This window comes from Rickettsia endosymbiont of Gonocerus acuteangulatus (assembly GCF_964026435.1).
Taxonomy (GTDB): Bacteria; Pseudomonadota; Alphaproteobacteria; order Rickettsiales; family Rickettsiaceae; genus Rickettsia.
Window position 1 is genome coordinate 129,544 of sequence record NZ_OZ032147.1, and the last position, 17,311, is coordinate 146,854.

The window sequence follows — 17,311 nt, forward strand, 5'->3', positions numbered from 1 at the left end:
TTTTAAATGAAAATGCAAGGACTAAGTAGAACAAAACCTATAAATTTTCTGCCCAAATTTCATTGGGGGTTTTATAACCAAAAATCTTTCTTGGCATGTTATTTAAAATCTCAGCAACATTGTCAAGACCTCTTTGTGTAACGGTAGTAATATCTGTATTTTTAGGTAAAATTCTATGAATCATAGAATTCATTTTTCCACTAATGCTTTTTGTCTAGGGCGGTATGGATCACAAAAGAAAGTTTGAAACCCAGATAGTCTATAGGCAACATGCCCCACAAACTCTTTGCCATTATCCATAGTAATAGTCTTTCTCACACTATTTGGAAGAGTTTTTATCTTTCTTAAAAAACAAAACTTACGCTATGTTATAGCAAATATGCTAAAAACTCTTATTACACAGCAATGTTTTATAGTGAAGCACTTCATAATATCCCTTAATTCATGGGCATTATATCAAACATAGCGTAAGTTTTGAAAACCATTGGTAACTGTTGTAGCTCTCTTGGAGTTATTCAGCACTAAAATAATCTTTTGACTCTTTTTATCCACCAGTGCACCAATATTCATACTTTGATTACCTTTATGAAATGTAAGATCTGCCTCAAAATTCCCTACTTCTACCTTTTTCGTAGCTATTGCATCACGCTGATGTATTGAGATCCTTTGTGGTATAATGATCCTTTGACGCCTCTTCCCTCTTTCTTGCCTTTTATATCTTTTAGAAGGTAAATAGCTATATAACTTTAATTTAGCTGCTACTGCAGAAGTGTAAACAAATCTATATATACTTTCTGTACTGATACACAAAGCTGTATTTTTGTCTAGTTTTAACTTTCCGGCTATAGCATCCGGCGACCATTTCTTGCGAATCATAGCATTTTTAATATAATCTAACAACATAGGGTTCTTTTCTATTTTTAATAACTCTTGCTGATACATCCTGTTTTCATATTTTTCCTGAGTGTCATTGTCAATTAAAAAGGGACCAGTAAATTGCACGAAAAAGGAACCACTATATTTAAAAATTTTTATGCCATATTACCTCCAGATTTATAGTTATTAATACGATAACTTTTACCTTTTATGTTTAGTATATGAGCATGATGTACCACTCGATCAATAATTGCATGAGTTAATACTTCATCAGCAAATATTTCATTCCATTTTTCAAAATCCTTGTTTGTGGTAATAATGGTAGATTTATTTTCATATCGTTTAGCAATAATATTAAAAAAGTCTTCTACTGAATGTTTTGGCAATTGCTTAAACCCGAGCTCATCAAGAATTAATAAATCAAACGATAGGAGTAATTTAACCTTTTTGTGATAACTATTATCTGCTCTTGCAATATGTAAATTATAAAGCATATCCGATACCGTAGTAAAATATACAGAGTATTCTCGTGTTAAAGCTTTTAATGCTAGCCCAATGGCAAGATGAGTTTTCCCAGTTCCTGAATCACCTATGAATATTACATTTCCCTTAGTATTAATATAATCACAAGTTGATAAATCACTTATTACTTTGGCATCAACACTTGGTTGGAAATTAAAATCAAAGTCTTCTAAATTTTTAGTTACCGGCAATTTAGCAGCACTTTTACGGCGACGGTAATTATTATCCTTACGGTTAGATTTTTCATCTTCACATAATAGTGATAGAAATTCTTTAAATCCTAGTTTATTATTTTGAGCATAAATAATCCTTTCATTTAAACTATTGACTATACCTGATAATCTAAAGCTTCGTAGGTCATTAAATAAGTTCTGCATTATTACCTCCAAACTCTGGTAATGGTAAGTTTACTGCATTACTATTTAAAATATTCTTAATTTTAGAGTAAGAACTTATACCATAATGTAGTGCTCTATGACAGGCTTTATCTATTAAGTCATCATTGTAAACCTTACGTAAAGAAATGATACCTCGTGCACAACGTTGCCAATCATTCACTCTTGTTTGTTGTAATGATTCTAATAATAAACTGCAATTATTCCCTATCTGCTGCATTTGTTGTTGATAATGTTCACTATATTCTATAAAACCTGGGCATAGACGTTTGTATTTAGCATAATGAGACGGATTAGTGGTAAATATCCCCTTGCCCTCTGTTCTAACGTGTCTTGCTATTAAATCATTTTGTATAGAAAATATTTGAACAAGTTTTGGGGACAATTGTACCATTACCTCACTGTATATATATTTTGCTGGTACAGAGTAATAATTATTATCTATGGTAATATGACAATCTTTTGCTACTTTTCGATTATGCCAAGATGACAAATCAAAAGTTTCTAATGGTAAAGGAATCAAACTACTTCTTTCCTCTTGCTCAAACAGTTCTCTAGGTATTCTCTTAGTAGTACCATGTATTCGGCTATTGGCCTTATTTAACCAATTTGCAAGACCATTTGTTAATTCTTCATATCTATCAAATTTACGACCAGCAAAAAAATTATTTTTAACGTATTTTATTCCCGACTCAACTTTGCCTTTTTCTTGCGGTTGATACACTCGACAAGGAGAAAGTAAAATTCCATAATGATCGGCTAAGCACTTATATTCCTTCTGATATACTGGCTCATAAAAATTGGCATCTACTACTCCAGCTTTAAGATTATCAAGTTTTATTACTTTTGGACTACCAGCAAAATAATTAAATGCATTGATATGACATTGAATCCATGTTTGACAACTTTGATCAAACACTACTTCATAATAATCAAGGCGACTATAGCTTAAACGCATATTAAATACATATGCTTTAACTCTACGCCCTTTAGAATTATACTGTAAGCCTATGTCACCAAAATCTACTTGTGCTTCCTCTCCTGCTAAAGTATGAAAACGAATGCAACTGTTATCCTTAATTTTATATTTTTTGATATAACGGGTCAAAGAAGTATAACTGCTTGTATAACCTTGATTTTTTAACTCCTCAAAAATTCTTATGTAACTCAGATTTTTTTCTAATAACTCAATTATTTTTTCGTGCCAAAAATCCAAAACTGAAGATCGTTCATAGATTGCTGGGGATTCTGTACCAGCCTCTACATAGCGGTTTATTATTTTTCGTACTGTTTTGCGGTCTGTTCTTGTTAGTTTGGCAATATTCCTTTGACTATTGCCTTGTTTATAAAGGGTGATAATTGTTGTATACATATTTATTCTTATCATTGTATCACTAGATATTTACTTGCTTAATTATCTAGTGAATATTGCACATTAACCTTATTAGGTCACACCAACTTCTCTGGTCCCTTTTTCGTGCAATTTACTGGTCCCTTTTATTTTAGCAATGACACCTGAGCAACACAAGGCATATACTTATCTTTTACCTTATTTCTTTTAGCTCCATACTAATAGTGCTTTTAGACCTCGTAAGATGTTGTGCTATCTTATTAATACTGACTCCTAGGTCATACATTCTTTTTATCTCATATCTCTCTTCTCGAGATAAGTGTCTATATTTTCTGTTCATCATTACCTATTTAAAATCTTATTATTTTAAATAGGTTCTGTTCTACTTACTTATAGTATTTTCAGACCAATATCCCTTTTGGGATGAAGAAAAGTTTTTTTTATAACTATAACCTAATTTATTAAGCAATCTTGATATCGTACTTGCAGATACTTTTTGACTCCAGTTATTAGCTAGCTCCATGGTGGTTTTATCAAAATTTAATTCTATAAATTTTTTAAATCCCTCTATGTCTCTTATTATTCTACGATGTCCTGTATGATAACCACTTTTTGCTTTGACATCCCCAGTTTGTTTCTTTAATTTTTTCCACTCTATTATAGTCTTCCTACTAATAGAGTATATCTCTGAAGTCTCTTTTATTGTTTTACCATCTGTTAAACTTTTTATTACTCGTATTCTTAAATCGTATGAATATGCCTTTGCCATAAGTTTTTCATTTAGTATAATCCAACTCATACTATAAGTCACTACCTTATCGCATTAAGCTATACTATTAAAAATCCGTTAGAATTAGTAGAAAGAACTATTTAACTGTTAAAAAACCTCTTGATTTTCAGCTTAACTTCTTTTGATAGATTAGGCTTAAACCTGTATATGTCCTTTTTATTTAGGCTTTCGGGTCTATATTTAAATTCACCTTTAGTGGTTTTAACTGTAGCTATTTGATCTGAATAATCGAAACCTTTAGGCAAAGCTAACCTCAATGAGTTTATCGCCATTTCTAAGCCCTGTTTACTATATTTCACCTATATTTTGTACTTCATTATCTAAGCTATTAGAAGAATCTAAATCACTAGAATAATCTGATTCGATAAAATCATTAAGCTTATCTCTTAATTCCATATCCAAATATTTATTATATGTTAATTCATCAATGATTTTTTCTAGATTTGTATTGCTTCTTATTATTTCTTTTAAACGTTGTTTTTCAGGGTTCTCAATCATACTCTTTAAATAATTTTGAAAATCATAATTGCTATCTTCAAAAAGATTTCTTGTAAATTCTATAGTAGACTGTTTTGCTTTATTCAAATGTTGAAGTTCTAGCTCTGTAATAACTTTTAATCTCTTTTGGGTATATTCCCCGCCGCTTGCGGCGTAATATGGCGGAATGAGCAAATATATACATAAAAGTCATAATGTTACGGTACTGCTGTATCACATGGTATTTCCAGCAAAATATCGCCGAGCAGTGTTTGACGTATCAGTTGATCAAGTATTACGAGAAATATGTTTAGAGATAGAAAAGAGATATCAAATAAAATTTTTAGAAATAGGGGTTGATGAAGATCATGTCCATTTTTTGGTACAATCTGTACCAACCTATAGCGTAACAAAAATAGTAACAACAATTAAAAGTGTTACAGCTCGTCAAATATTTAGACAGTGTCCACAGGTAAAGAAACAATTATGGGGTGGAGAATTTTGGACTGATGGATATTTTACGAGTACGGTAGGTAAGCATGGAAATGAGAATATGATAGGAAAATACGTAAAAAACCAAGGCAAGGAATATCAGAAACTGCATGAGGATCATCAGCTAGCTTTCTTCTAAAATACCCCGCTGCTTGCGGCGGGGATTACTTTTATTTATCCATTAAAGATTCTTCAAATTTATTTTGATAAATATTTTTTATATTATCACAATATGCAGATAAATTACTACTTACTTTTGAATAATCAGGACTTGGTATATATTCTGAATGAGATATATCATTTTTGAAAGTAGTTATTAATATTTCAAATAAAGATCATTTTTAATTGTTTCTAAATTTTGTATATCCTTAATATCTAGATCCTTTAAACTAAAAATTTTATGTGCTAATTGAGATGATTTAATCATCTTTTCAAAATAACTACCATATTTATTTTCTGGAAAATTACATCTTTCTCCATATTCCAATAATAATTTGGCAATTGCTAAATTATTATTTTTACCAGCCAAATCCAGTGGGGCTTGAGCTGGAGGATTTTCTCTATGTTCTATGCTTCCAACTAAATTATTTTCTTTTGCTTTTAATAAAAATCTTACCATTTATAAATGTTCTTTGAGCGTGGCAATACCGATAGCAGTACAATTTGTTTCCGGATCAACCAAATTTATATCAATTAAAACTTCAGGTTTAATAGCGATTAGGTTATTTATAGCTTCTATATCTCCATTATTTGCTAAAATAAATAAAGGTCTTGATAGCTCAGTACTTGTTACGATTGTATTTCCCATAATTTTAACCTCATATAGTTAATTTAATAATATTTTTATTACAAATTTTACTAATTGCAAGTATAAATTGATTTTTAACCTAAATAATCACCCTTTGCTATAAATTTATAAGCTTCTGCGTCTTCAAGCCATTGAGCATTTTCTATCAAATATTGCTCTTGAAACTGGGCAAGTTTTGGATCAGGTTCACCTAGTAAATTCTTAAGTCCGTCAAACAAAATACCTAGAAAGCCGATATTATTCTTTTCGCAATAATCCTTAACATCTTCTATATGCTTTTTTCGATCATCAACAAACACAATAAAACTAGCTTGTAACTCTTTAGAAAATTTGGCTAAAGTACCACTTTTCGAATGGTTGCCTGTTATAAATATCCCTTTATAAAAAACAGCATCATCTTTTTTTGCCGTATTATAAATTACTAATTCTTTATTATCGGAGAATTCTATACCTAGATTCCTTAGTTCTTTATATCGCCATTCTTGCATTGACGGAATATTACCGAACTCTCCGGTATTCATTTGGGTAAGAGCATAAACAAGATAATCTTTTTTAAGGTTGTTTAAAACCTGTTTCCAATCTTCACCAATAAGCATCACTTTTCGTTGCAAACGCCAGTTGCTGACAATTTCTTCAAAATTATCATAATTATTTTTGTTTTCCTTGATTCTATCAAGCATTTGATTATATGGCGATTTTCTAAAAGTAACAGATTCTGGTGTTATAATAGTATCATCCACATCTAAAAAAATTAATGCATTGGTATGTACGTTCTTTATCCAATCAAGAATTTCTGAAGCTGAAGAAACTATTGGAAATGAGGAGTTATTGTTATGCATGTTTTTATTTAGTGACATTTTTAATATTTTATACTGTGTCATCCCATGGCTTGTCCACGGGTTCCAGTAATAAAAAAGTATAGATACGGTAAATTTTTAAAACTAAAAGCTCGGTTTATCTCGCTTTTTTCTGGATCTAGTTCCCAAGCCACGGGATGACACCGATGATGTTTTTCGAACCACGCAACAAAGCCGATAAAGTTAGCTAGGGTGACACATTTCTCACTCCCCTTGGACTAAGCTATATCCAGCTGCTCCATCAAACTCAAAAAGGTTTTCTACTTTGATAAAGTCGATATTTGCTTTGCTTAAGGTCTCAAGTAATTTTGTTATATCTAAATGCTTTAATTCTTTTCCGTCTTTAGTCATAAAACGACAACACCAATGATCGGATATGGTCTCGAATCTTGTATCACGAGGCCATAATTTCAATCCTTTAGAAGAGATTGTTTTCAGCTCAAAATTACCGAGATCAAGCTTATTTACCTTATCAGCTATATCATGAGCAGAAGCAACGTTCATATTTACAAATATATCTGTGCCGACTAATTTTTTCACCTCTTTAGTGTTGATTCTATATGTGGTATTACTTTCTTGCTTTTTAGTAACTAACGGATAATCTGCTTTAGCTAATTTCTCTGGCTTCTGACCTAGCCTTTTTACTACTTCTTCAGCAAATTCTTTTGTACCAACTTTCTTAGTAGAATGGTCTTTATTATATATATCTGCTGTATGCATGCCATCTTCTATAGTCTTCTTCCAAGCATTTTCGATTAGAGTAGCAATATCACCCTGCCCTATATGCACTAACATCATTATAGCAGCATTTAATAGCCCTGACGGATTTGCGATGTCTTGACCTGCAATATCAGGAGCACTACCATGCACTGCTTCAAACATTGCATAATGCTCTCCGATATTGGCAGAACCAGCTAAGCCTACCGAGCCTGAAATTTCGGCGGCTACATCAGAAATGATATCGCCGTATAAGTTAGAAGTTACAATAACGTCAAATATTTCCGGTTTAGTCGCAAGCCTTGCCGTACCGATATCGATAATATAATGTTCGTTGTTAATTTGCGGATATTCTTTGGCGATTTCATTAAATACTTTATGAAAAATCCCATCAGAAAATTTCATGATATTATCCTTACTTAAGCAAGTAACTTTTTTACGATTATTTTTTACTGCATACTCAAAGGCATATCTGATAATTGTCTCACAACCCGTACGACTAATAAGCTTAACCGACTCATACATATTATGCGTCTGGCGGTATTCTATACCAGCATATAAATCTTCTTCATTTTCACGTATGATAGTCAGGTTTAAATTTGGATGTAGAGTTTTGGTAAACGGATAGAACGAAACAGACGGGCGAATATTGGCAAAAAGCTGTAATGTTTTACGAATCGTAACATTTAGGCTTTTATACCCTCCTCCTTGCGGCGTAGTAATCGGAGCTTTAAGTATAATTCCCGTGCGTTCTATCGACTCCCAACTTTGTTCACTTATACCTGAACTATAGTGCTTTATATAGAGTTTTTCCCCTACCTCTATAGTCTCTAAGCGAATTCGTGCTTCAGCTTTCCGTAATATATAAAGCACGGCTTCCATTATTTCAGGACCTATACCATCCCCGTATGCAATTGTAATCGGTGTAAATTCTGCCATATTGATACTTATTAATAATTATAATTGATTTGGACTTCTTTCAATCTCTCATTCAATATAAAAGTTACTTCAGAAGTTATATTTAAATTATCTTTCGCATATAAAATTTGAGCACTTGGAATGACTAAATTAACGCTATATTTTTCTGCAAGCTCACTAATTATTGTAATCGTTAATTCATGAATTTTGCTCATAGCTTCAGCATGAACTTGCTCAAGTCTTGCTTTTTTACTCTGAATTTCTTTTTTTACTTCAGTAACTTTTTCATAAAATTCGCTTACTTTCTTTTCAAACTCATCTTCACTTAAAGAAGAACGTTCTTTCATCACGCTCTCTTCCATAGGTTTAAATTCTGCTTCTTTTGCGTTAATATCTTCTTGAATTTTTTGATTAATTTTTTCAACTTTATTACGCAAATTTTTTATAGCCATTGACCCTTCTAAAATCGATTGAACATCAACAATAGCCACTCTAACTTTAAAATTATCTTCTTTATTTGGCAACTCTGCTTGAGCAAAATATGAAAAACTTATTATTAAAAGCAACCCTAATAATCTATACTGCACGATATAACTCTGTTTGTTTTTGTTAGTTAGGAGATTGGGTACTTGTCATCCCGTGGCTTCTATGTCATTCCTGCGAAAGCAGGAATCCAGTATAAAGCGAGACAAATTGAGCTTTTAATTTTAAAAATTTCCTGTATTTATGGTTTTTTTCCTGGATTCCTGCTTTCGCAGGAATGACATATAGGACATTTTTCAATCCACGCAACAATACCACCACGGGATGACACTACTGTATATAAAACTCCACTAATCAAGAATAAATAACATAATATGATTTGTCTAGTCTGAATGTTCTCCTAACATTAGCACATCTTGCTGCCATTCTTGATCATCACCCATACTAACATCCTTATTACTATCACTACCCTCAAGCTGTGGTTCTGTCAAAGGTTCTTCTAGATTAACATTATCAACCATATGAATTTTATTAAGCTCCATTAAAGTATCAAAAGCAATCTTAAAACTTATATCTTGCGACTCTATTAATACAGCTTTCATTCCAGCTTTTTTGCAGCCTCTACATTATATAATGTATCTGCAATTAATAATACATTTGCTGGATTTGTTACTCCTGCTTTTTTCATAGCTTCTTCTATATGCTTCTGTTTGTCACAAACAGGATGAACCATATAATATTGCTTTAGAGCTTCTGGCAAATAAGACACTATATATAGCTTTTCCACATCTTCTTTAAGTATTTTTGTCATAGCATATTCTACGGCTTGCGGATAATCGTTAATGATACTAAAGCCACTTCATACTCAGATAACCAGGCCTTTTTTATTAAAGTTACTAGTCTTTTTTCATTCCTCCAACCTAAAGACGGATTTCTCAAAAACTCATCTGTATACTGTATTTTTAGTTTTTCGGTGATAGATATTCCAAATTTATGATCTATAGTTAGTTTCTCACCAAGGTAATTATGCAAACTCTTGAAAAATATTGTTCCGTCAACATCAAGACATAATAATTTTTTTGCTTCATAAATGAAATTGTAAAAGTTAATATATATTGTTCTTTAAATTGAATTCATGAGTTTTACAAGAAGTTTATTCCAATTTTTGCTATTTTGGTATATAATGCAGAAAACTATTGTAAACTTGTGAGAATTTTTAAAGATGACATCTATTCGTAATATAGCAATTATTGCCCACGTTGATCACGGGAAAACCACGCTTGTTGACAACATGCTTAAACAAAGCGGTACTTTTAGAGCTAACCAACAAGTAGCAGAGCGTGCTATGGACTCTAACGATCTTGAACGTGAACGTGGGATTACCATACTTGCCAAATGTACTGCCCTTATGTGGGGTGATGTACGTATCAATATAGTAGACACACCAGGACACGCTGACTTTGGCGGTGAAGTAGAACGCATACTTAGCATGGTTGATGGCGTCGTGCTACTTGTTGATGCATCAGAAGGACCAATGCCACAAACAAAATTTGTGCTTTCTAAAGCCTTAAAGCTTGGTTTAAAACCTATCGTTGTTATCAATAAGATCGATAGAGACGATCAAAGAATAAATAAAGTTATTGATGAAGTATATGAGCTATTTGTAGCGTTAGAAGCAAATGATGATCAGCTTAATTTCATAGATAAAATAGTTTATGCTTCAGGTAGAGCAGGAAGAGCTTCATTAAATTTTGATGAAACGATAAATCCTTTAGACAATTTAGCAGATGATCTAGCACCTTTATTTGACCTGATAGTAAAGCATGTACATGCTCCTATAGCTGATGCTAAAGCACCATTTTCTATGCTTGTTACTACTAGAGAATTCAATCCTTTCTTCGGTAGAATTTTAACCGGTAGAGTACAAAGCGGTAGCGTTAAAGTTAACCAAAATATTAAAGTACTAAACCGTGAAAATAAAGTACTTGAAAATGGGCGAATCACTAAAATATTAGCCTTTAGAGGACTCGAGAGAATTGCTATAGATGAGGCTACAGCCGGTGATATTATCGCCATTGCTGGTGCTGAAAATGCTAACGTTGCTAATACGATATGTGCACCTGAAGTAACTGAAGCACTACCATCACTACCAATTGATCCACCAACCCTATCCATGACCTTTAGCGTTAATGATTCACCACTTGCAGGAGAGGGTACGAAAGTCACATCAAGCTTAATCGGTAGCAGATTGATGCGTGAGCTTGAGAGTAACGTCGCCCTTAAAGTGACCGAAGCAGCTGGATCAAATGCTTTCCAAGTTGCAGGACGTGGAGAATTACAGCTTGGTATCTTAATCGAGACTATGCGTCGTGAGGGCTTTGAATTATCCATCAGTAGACCGGAAGTATTATTCCAAACAGGTGAAAATGGCAATAAACAAGAACCTATGGAAGAAATTCAAGTTGACGTTGATGATGATTATGTTGGTGTGGTCGTAAGCTCCTTGTCACTTAGAAAATGTGAAATGACCGACATGAGGCCATCAGGCGGGGGTAAAAGCCGTGTTACCTTTATCGGTCCATCAAGAGGTTTGATCGGTTATCATAGTCAGTTTTTAACCGAAACTCGTGGTACTGGTATCATGAACCGTATTTTCCATGGCTATGCTGATTATAAAGGCACTATCGAAGGGAGGACTAAGGGCGTGCTTATCTCTAACGGCGATGGTGAGGCAGTTGCTTACGCTTTATGGAATCTGGAAGATAGAGGAAAAATGTTTATCAATCCAGGTGACAAAGTATATAGAGGTATGATTATCGGTGAACATAGCCGTGATAACGATTTAGAAGTAAATCCGCTTAAGGCTAAACAGCTAAGCAACGTTAGAGCATCCGGTAAAGATGAGGCTATTAAATTAACCCCGCCAATGCTTTTGACCTTAGAGCAAGCAATTAGCTATATACAAGATGATGAGCGAGTTGAGGTAACCCCAAAATCTATCCGCTTACGTAAGGCTCTACTCGACCCTAACGACCGTAAGAGAGCTGGGAAGTAAAGAATTATTATTGCATAAATCGAAAAACGTTCTTGGTGTCATCCCGTGGCTTGTCCACGGGATCCAGAAAAAAGCTTGCATTTCATCCCCGTGCAGACATTGCCAGCGTGGATCGAAAAACGCCCTAAGGTAGCCACGTTACGCAAGAGGTCTAATAAGTGCTGGATAAGTAAATAGCAATATGTGAAATAGATTTAAAGCAAAATGAACTATCATAGTACATAATATTCTATTCGTTTTGTAATATGTATAACCATTAAAAAAACCGCCTATGCTACTTAACACTATATATGTTAAACCACCGCGGTAATGCATAGCTCCAAATATTAAAGTTTATAATAACTGCTAACATTTGTTGTTTCGGCAAAAGGTTTTGTAGCGTTCTTTGTATAAATCCCCTAAAAAATACTTCTTCACTAAAACAGATAAAAAAGAAATTATTAATCATCCATATCAGTAATATATCGGGGAGTTTAGGCTCAAATAAAACATAACCGCTTACTAATACTAGAGTTATAATTATTGCTATACATGAGAATAGCGAAAATAATTGTATATTTAACAGCCCCTTCACTTTTCAAGCGTTCTAAAATAGATAAATCACTCATAATAAAAATTATTAATGCCGGCATTATAGCATAAATCATTAAGATACTGACAATTTAATAGTATTAAAAACAGCATCATAAAATGTTTCAAAATCTCCTACAACTTTCCTAATTTCATTTTTTATCTTAAACCAGTAATGCTCTATAGGATTTAAATCAGGAGAGTAAGTTGGTAAATACAATATGGTACAACCAACGGATTCAATGAACTCTTTAACTTTAGAATTTTTATGAAAATTAATGTTATCCATAATAACGGTTTGCCCAGGTTGTAATTCTGTAATTAATACATCCCTAATATAAGTTTTAAAGACCTCTGTATTACAATTACCTTCAAATATTACAGGAGCAATAAGATTACCATTACAAAGACCAGCTATCATACTTATTCTAAATTTATGTTGATACACCTTTTCTCCATAACACCTTTGTCCTATAATGCTCCATCCATACTCTTTGCAAGCATTATCCTCTATTCCAGATTCATCAAGATATACTAATTTGTCTTTTGTGATGGTTTGTATCTTTGCTATAAATTCATTTCTTAATTTAATATCTCTTTTCGGATGAAAATGAGTTTTGTTTATAGCTATAGCCAAGTTTTCTGATTTGTCTTAAAATAGTTACAGATGCAATATTACCCCATTGCTTTGCTAACTCCTTTGATGTTTTATTCATATTAACTTTAAAAAATTCTTTAAAAGATTCTGAATCTTTTATCTTATGACTATGTCCTTTCTGATAACCAGTTGCTGCTTCTAAAGTACCTTGCTTATCTTTTAATTTTTTCCATTTATATATAGTATCACGACTTACATTAAATCTCTTTTGGGTATATTCCCCGCCGCTTGCGGCGTAATATGGCGGAATGAGCAAATATATACATAAAAGTCATAATGTTACGGTACTGCTGTATCACATGGTATTTCCAGCAAAATATCGCCGAGCAGTGTTTGACGTATCAGTTGATCAAGTATTACGAGAAATATGTTTAGAGATAGAAAAGAGATATCAAATAAAATTTTTAGAAATAGGGGTTGATGAAGATCATGTCCATTTTTTGGTACAATCTGTACCAACCTATAGCGTAACAAAAATAGTAACAACAATTAAAAGTGTTACAGCTCGTCAAATATTTAGACAGTGTCCACAGGTAAAGAAACAATTATGGGGTGGAGAATTTTGGACTGATGGATATTTTACGAGTACGGTAGGTAAGCATGGAAATGAGAATATGATAGGAAAATACGTAAAAAACCAAGGCAAGGAATATCAGAAACTGCATGAGGATCATCAGCTAGCTTTCTTCTAAAATACCCCGCTGCTTGCGGCGGGGATTACTTTTTATACAAAACTTACGCTATGAGTAAAAAAGTGATAAATTATTGTAAAAATAATTAAACATGTCAAAGAGGATAAAGTTGCAAGCAATACCAATTAATAGGACAGATTATTGTCAATTTTTAATAGTTAGCCAAAAGAATTATAGTTTAACCTACTACGCTGAACATGCAAAGAAATGTAGTCATGATGTTATTAATAGATTTTTAAGGAATGAAAAATATACACCTTCTTTGTTATGGGAACACATCAAGAATGATGTCAAAACTTACGCTATGTTTGATATAATTCCTATAAATTAAAGGATATTATAAAGTGATGCACTGTAAAAACATAGCTTTGTAGTAAGGGTTTTTAGCATATTTGCTATAACATAGCGTAAGTTTTGATGTTATTTTTTCATCTAATGGATATACAATATTTGATGATACGGTTTTAAATAAAAGGAATACGAAGCAAATAGAAATTGCAAGATCGCAGTACAGTGGAGCTACAGGTAGAGTTACTAAAGGTATAGGAGTAGTGAGTCTGGTATATTATAACCCTGATATTAATAAGTTTTGGGTAATAGATTATCGAATTTTTGCACCTGATCATGATGGAGCAACAAAACTAGAACACCTATTAAACATGTTAAATAATGCTGTTTATAGCAAGAAGATTCCTTTTCAAACAGTACTTTTTGACACATGGTATTCTACACACAAAATTATGCAACATGTTGACTCTCTGGGGAAATATTATTATGCCCCTATTAAAGCCAATAGAAACGTTAGTAAAACACACGATTCTAAACCTTATAAAGCTGTAAAAGAGTTGACATTTTCAGATGAAGAGATCAGGCATGGAGTAGAGATTCATATAAAAGGCTTTGCTAAAAATAAGCATGTTAATTTGTTTAAATTTACTGTTTCTACCAACAGAGTTGAGTATGTTGTTACCAATAACAAAACTCACAAATCTTCTAAAGCTGCACAAGATGAGTGTGGCTTTCGATGGGTAATTGAGAGCATGCACAGAGAAATTAAGCAACTTACTGGGATAGAACGTTGTCAATGCAGGAAACAGCGTATTCAACGTAATCATATTAGTTGGGCATTTTTAGTTTGGGCATTTCTCAAAAGGACTGCAAATACAATCGGTAAAACGGTTTACCAAATAAAGTTAGGGCTTTTAGATGACTATATGCAACAACAGCTGCGTTCTCCATCTTTACGATATTTAGAACCAAACATAGCGTAAGTTTTGACTATTTTAAGACAAATCAGAAAACTTGGCTATAGCTATAAACAAAACTCATTTTCATCCGAAAAGAGATATTAAATTAAGAAATGAATTTATAGCAAAGATACAAACCATCACAAAAGACAAATTAGTATATCTTGATGAATCTGGAATAGAGGATAATGCTTGCAAAGAGTATGGATGGAGCATTATAGGACAAAGGTGTTATGGAGAAAAGGTGTATCAACATAAATTTAGAATAAGTATGATAGCTGGTCTTTGTAATGGTAATCTTATTGCTCCTGTAATATTTGAAGGTAATTGTAATACAGAGGTCTTTAAAACTTATATTAGGGATGTATTAATTACAGAATTACAACCTGGGCAAACCGTTATTATGGATAACATTAATTTTCATAAAAATTCTAAAGTTAAAGAGTTCATTGAATCCGTTGGTTGTACCATATTGTATTTACCAACTTACTCTCCTGATTTAAATCCTATAGAGCATTACTGGTTTAAGATAAAAAATGAAATTAGGAAAGTTGTAGGAGATTTTGAAACATTTTATGATGCTGTTTTTAATACTATTAAATTGTCAGTATCTTAATGATTTATGCTATACCTTAATGACTTATGCTATACCTTATCAAAATTCAAATACATTGAAAATGTCATGGAAGCTTTAGATAATTGTAAATTACTAATCGCAATTACGTTAAAAATCCAGGAACTTTATGGAAAGCAAACGCAGCAAAACAAACCGAGATAGATACAAATAATAAGGTTCTTATTACTTTATTCAGCTGCAGGAAATTGAAATAAGCATAAGTAATAGCAGAAAAAACAGCTAACGCACCAAGCCCGATAATATTTATTATGCCTTGATAAAAAGCTAATAAGATCGTAATGCCCATAACCGAGTACATGACTCGTTTATTAGAGCAGAATAAGGAAATCATTATTGTTGTGATAAGTAAAATATAAGTTGTATTTAGAGCTAAAATATGTTTTTAATAAATTAAGAATTATATGTCATTGTTGCGTAGCTCAAAAAATACCCTCGATGTCATTCCCGCGTAGGCGGGAATCCAGCATAAAGCGAGATACCTAAGCTTTTAATTTTAAAAACTTGCTGCTTTTATGTTTATTTTTCTGGATTCCCGCTTCCGCGGGAATGACATCGAGGACGTTTTTCGATCTACGTAACAAAGCCTTTAGTCGCGTAGCTCAGACGACTAAGATTATTTATTTAATCTTCGATAACCTAACGCTATGTCTCCCGCCTTCAAATTTAGTGGCTAGAAATTTATCTATAATATTAAATACCTCTACTTGATCTAGGATTTTTGCACCCAATACCAAAATATTAGCATCGTTATGAGCTTTAGCACTCTCAGCTGTTGACACATTAACACATAGAGCCGCTCTTATTTCTGAACTACGATTAGCAGCAATCGACATACCAATGCCCGTATCACCGATTAAAATACCAAGGCGAGTGAGCTTTTCAATAATATTATTTACTACTTTTTTGGCATAATCGGGATAGTCAACGGATTGCGTATTATGTGTTCCGCAATCGTAAACACTCAAAGATTTTTTTTGTAGATAATCGATAATTTTGGATTTAAGTTCATAACCGGAGTGATCACTTGCTATAACAATATCGTAAGTTTTCATAATTAATTTTTTTAATGGAAAATGAATGATAAGAATTATATAATAAGTATAATTTATTGACTAACACAATATAATAATCTTATTAAATATATGAAATACCCTGTTGCACTAAGTAGTCTAATATTCTTTTGTTTAGCTGCTTGCGTTGATCAACCTCCTGCCCCAATCGAGTATAAAGAAAGAGGAATTACCATTAGTAATTCTGGTAATGTTATTGATAATGATGAGGGGATAATAACTAGTAGCACTATAGAAGAAGCTCCTAAATTAGAAGTAAGCGGCTCTTTAGAAGAGCCTGCAATAGAAACTACTGAAAACGATAATGATGTTGTAGTGATTCCTACCACAAAACATGATGAAGAAATAACAAAGCTAATTTTTGAGAAACCTCTAGATGGCGAGATTGTTACCGAGTTTAAAGAGGGGAAGAATAAAGGCATAGATATTGCTGTTTTAGAAGAAAGCAGCGTTAATTCTATAGGCTCAGGAACTGTTATATTTTCAGGAAATAATGCACAATTCGGTAATTTAGTAATCGTTAAATTAGATAAAGATGATCTAGAAGTAGCTTATGCCGGATTAAAAGATTTATCAGTTAAAAAAGGTGATAAAGTTACTAAAACTAGTATAATCGGGCATGTGGAAGATAAGCTGTATCTAGCTATGCGTAAAGGCAAAGTAGCAGTTGACCCAACTAAATATATCGCATTCTAA

The 17,311-nt window shown here is 32.6% G+C and carries 23 protein-coding genes and 3 pseudogenes; 7 read left to right on the forward strand and 19 right to left on the reverse strand.

Going from position 1 to position 17,311, the window contains the following annotated elements; all coding sequences use genetic code 11:
* Positions 1-37 precede the first annotated feature (37 nt).
* The 8 genes from AAGD55_RS00775 to AAGD55_RS00810 form a co-directional block, all read right to left on the reverse strand.
* On the reverse strand, positions 38-193 hold the full coding sequence (locus AAGD55_RS00775) for a hypothetical protein (RefSeq protein ID WP_341791771.1): 156 nt from the start codon (positions 191-193) through the stop codon (positions 38-40).
* A complete protein-coding gene (locus AAGD55_RS00780; protein WP_341791772.1) occupies positions 190-318 on the reverse strand; it encodes a hypothetical protein in 129 nt (42 codons plus the stop codon). The genes AAGD55_RS00775 and AAGD55_RS00780 overlap by 4 nt, the downstream gene beginning before the upstream one ends.
* A 138-nt stretch (positions 319-456) precedes the next feature.
* Positions 457-1,002 (reverse strand): IS30 family transposase, encoded by a 546-nt coding sequence (locus AAGD55_RS00785; RefSeq protein WP_341791773.1) that lies wholly within the window; start codon positions 1,000-1,002, stop codon positions 457-459.
* A 29-nt stretch (positions 1,003-1,031) separates the two neighbouring features.
* Positions 1,032-1,775, reverse strand: coding sequence for an IS21-like element helper ATPase IstB (gene istB, locus AAGD55_RS00790; RefSeq protein ID WP_341790851.1), 744 nt, complete (start codon positions 1,773-1,775; stop codon positions 1,032-1,034).
* On the reverse strand, positions 1,759-3,165 hold the full coding sequence (gene istA / locus AAGD55_RS00795) for an IS21 family transposase (RefSeq protein ID WP_341790850.1): 1,407 nt from the start codon (positions 3,163-3,165) through the stop codon (positions 1,759-1,761). The genes istB and istA overlap by 17 nt, the downstream gene beginning before the upstream one ends.
* 172 nt (positions 3,166-3,337) lie before the next feature.
* Positions 3,338-3,487, reverse strand: a complete 150-nt coding sequence (locus AAGD55_RS00800; protein ID WP_341791774.1) for a helix-turn-helix domain-containing protein — start codon at positions 3,485-3,487, stop codon at positions 3,338-3,340.
* Positions 3,488-3,526: 39 nt separating this feature from the next.
* Entirely contained in the window at positions 3,527-3,943 is a 417-nt protein-coding gene (locus AAGD55_RS00805; protein ID WP_341791775.1) for a helix-turn-helix domain-containing protein, read from the reverse strand.
* Between the two features lie 279 nt (positions 3,944-4,222).
* Positions 4,223-4,606, reverse strand: a complete 384-nt coding sequence (locus AAGD55_RS00810) for a hypothetical protein (protein WP_341791776.1) — start codon at positions 4,604-4,606, stop codon at positions 4,223-4,225.
* Here AAGD55_RS00810 and tnpA (AAGD55_RS00815) point away from each other — a divergent pair.
* Complete coding sequence (tnpA, locus tag AAGD55_RS00815) at positions 4,599-5,042, forward strand: IS200/IS605 family transposase (protein ID WP_341790826.1); 444 nt, start codon at positions 4,599-4,601, stop codon at positions 5,040-5,042. The genes AAGD55_RS00810 and tnpA (AAGD55_RS00815) overlap by 8 nt on opposite strands.
* A 177-nt stretch (positions 5,043-5,219) precedes the next feature.
* Here tnpA (AAGD55_RS00815) and AAGD55_RS00820 read toward each other — a convergent pair whose 3' ends face one another.
* The 7 genes from AAGD55_RS00820 to AAGD55_RS00850 form a co-directional block, all read right to left on the reverse strand.
* Positions 5,220-5,522, reverse strand: a complete 303-nt coding sequence (locus tag AAGD55_RS00820) for a hypothetical protein (protein ID WP_341791777.1) — start codon at positions 5,520-5,522, stop codon at positions 5,220-5,222.
* Positions 5,523-5,711, reverse strand: a complete 189-nt coding sequence (locus AAGD55_RS00825) for a hypothetical protein (protein ID WP_341791778.1) — start codon at positions 5,709-5,711, stop codon at positions 5,523-5,525.
* 74 nt (positions 5,712-5,785) lie between these two features.
* Positions 5,786-6,550 (reverse strand): DUF2608 domain-containing protein, encoded by a 765-nt coding sequence (locus AAGD55_RS00830; RefSeq protein ID WP_341792482.1) that lies wholly within the window; start codon positions 6,548-6,550, stop codon positions 5,786-5,788.
* A gap of 222 nt (positions 6,551-6,772) precedes the next feature.
* On the reverse strand, positions 6,773-8,224 hold the full coding sequence (locus tag AAGD55_RS00835; protein WP_341791779.1) for an NADP-dependent isocitrate dehydrogenase: 1,452 nt from the start codon (positions 8,222-8,224) through the stop codon (positions 6,773-6,775).
* Positions 8,225-8,235: 11 nt separating this feature from the next.
* Positions 8,236-8,790 (reverse strand): OmpH family outer membrane protein, encoded by a 555-nt coding sequence (locus AAGD55_RS00840; RefSeq protein WP_341791780.1) that lies wholly within the window; start codon positions 8,788-8,790, stop codon positions 8,236-8,238.
* Positions 8,791-9,069: 279 nt separating this feature from the next.
* Positions 9,070-9,288, reverse strand: coding sequence for a hypothetical protein (locus tag AAGD55_RS00845; protein WP_341791781.1), 219 nt, complete (start codon positions 9,286-9,288; stop codon positions 9,070-9,072).
* Positions 9,285-9,497 carry a hypothetical protein gene (locus AAGD55_RS00850; protein ID WP_341791782.1) on the reverse strand — a complete coding sequence of 71 codons (213 nt, stop codon included), beginning with the start codon at positions 9,495-9,497 and terminating at the stop codon, positions 9,285-9,287. The genes AAGD55_RS00845 and AAGD55_RS00850 overlap by 4 nt, the downstream gene beginning before the upstream one ends.
* A gap of 411 nt (positions 9,498-9,908) precedes the next feature.
* On the opposite strand from AAGD55_RS00850, the gene typA reads away from it, so the two are divergent.
* On the forward strand, positions 9,909-11,741 hold the full coding sequence (typA, locus tag AAGD55_RS00855; RefSeq protein WP_341791783.1) for a translational GTPase TypA: 1,833 nt from the start codon (positions 9,909-9,911) through the stop codon (positions 11,739-11,741).
* A 138-nt stretch (positions 11,742-11,879) separates the two neighbouring features.
* Here typA and AAGD55_RS12285 read toward each other — a convergent pair.
* Both AAGD55_RS12285 and AAGD55_RS00865 read right to left on the reverse strand, forming a co-directional pair.
* A pseudogene (locus tag AAGD55_RS12285) lies at positions 11,880-12,189 on the reverse strand (CPBP family intramembrane glutamic endopeptidase).
* Between the two features lie 198 nt (positions 12,190-12,387).
* Positions 12,388-13,177: pseudogene (locus AAGD55_RS00865) on the reverse strand (IS630 family transposase); the annotation flags it as partial.
* A gap of 40 nt (positions 13,178-13,217) precedes the next feature.
* Here AAGD55_RS00865 and tnpA (AAGD55_RS00870) point away from each other — a divergent pair.
* The 4 genes and pseudogenes from tnpA (AAGD55_RS00870) to AAGD55_RS00885 form a co-directional block, all read left to right on the forward strand.
* The gene (tnpA, locus tag AAGD55_RS00870; protein ID WP_341790826.1) at positions 13,218-13,661 is read left to right on the forward strand and encodes an IS200/IS605 family transposase; all 444 of its coding nucleotides are present in this window, start codon (positions 13,218-13,220) and stop codon (positions 13,659-13,661) included.
* Between the two features lie 91 nt (positions 13,662-13,752).
* Complete coding sequence (locus AAGD55_RS00875) at positions 13,753-13,992, forward strand: hypothetical protein (protein ID WP_341791785.1); 240 nt, start codon at positions 13,753-13,755, stop codon at positions 13,990-13,992.
* A gap of 157 nt (positions 13,993-14,149) precedes the next feature.
* Entirely contained in the window at positions 14,150-14,932 is a 783-nt protein-coding gene (locus AAGD55_RS00880) for a transposase (protein WP_341792483.1), read from the forward strand.
* A gap of 30 nt (positions 14,933-14,962) precedes the next feature.
* Positions 14,963-15,524, forward strand: a pseudogene (locus AAGD55_RS00885) (IS630 family transposase); the annotation flags it as partial.
* 103 nt (positions 15,525-15,627) lie between these two features.
* On the opposite strand, the gene AAGD55_RS00890 reads toward AAGD55_RS00885, so the two are convergent.
* Both AAGD55_RS00890 and rpiB read right to left on the reverse strand, forming a co-directional pair.
* Complete coding sequence (locus AAGD55_RS00890) at positions 15,628-15,831, reverse strand: hypothetical protein (protein ID WP_341791786.1); 204 nt, start codon at positions 15,829-15,831, stop codon at positions 15,628-15,630.
* A gap of 331 nt (positions 15,832-16,162) precedes the next feature.
* Entirely contained in the window at positions 16,163-16,597 is a 435-nt protein-coding gene (gene rpiB, locus AAGD55_RS00895) for a ribose 5-phosphate isomerase B (protein WP_341791787.1), read from the reverse strand.
* A 90-nt stretch (positions 16,598-16,687) separates the two neighbouring features.
* On the opposite strand from rpiB, the gene AAGD55_RS00900 reads away from it, so the two are divergent.
* Positions 16,688-17,311 carry a M23 family metallopeptidase gene (locus tag AAGD55_RS00900; protein ID WP_341791788.1) on the forward strand — a complete coding sequence of 208 codons (624 nt, stop codon included), beginning with the start codon at positions 16,688-16,690 and terminating at the stop codon, positions 17,309-17,311.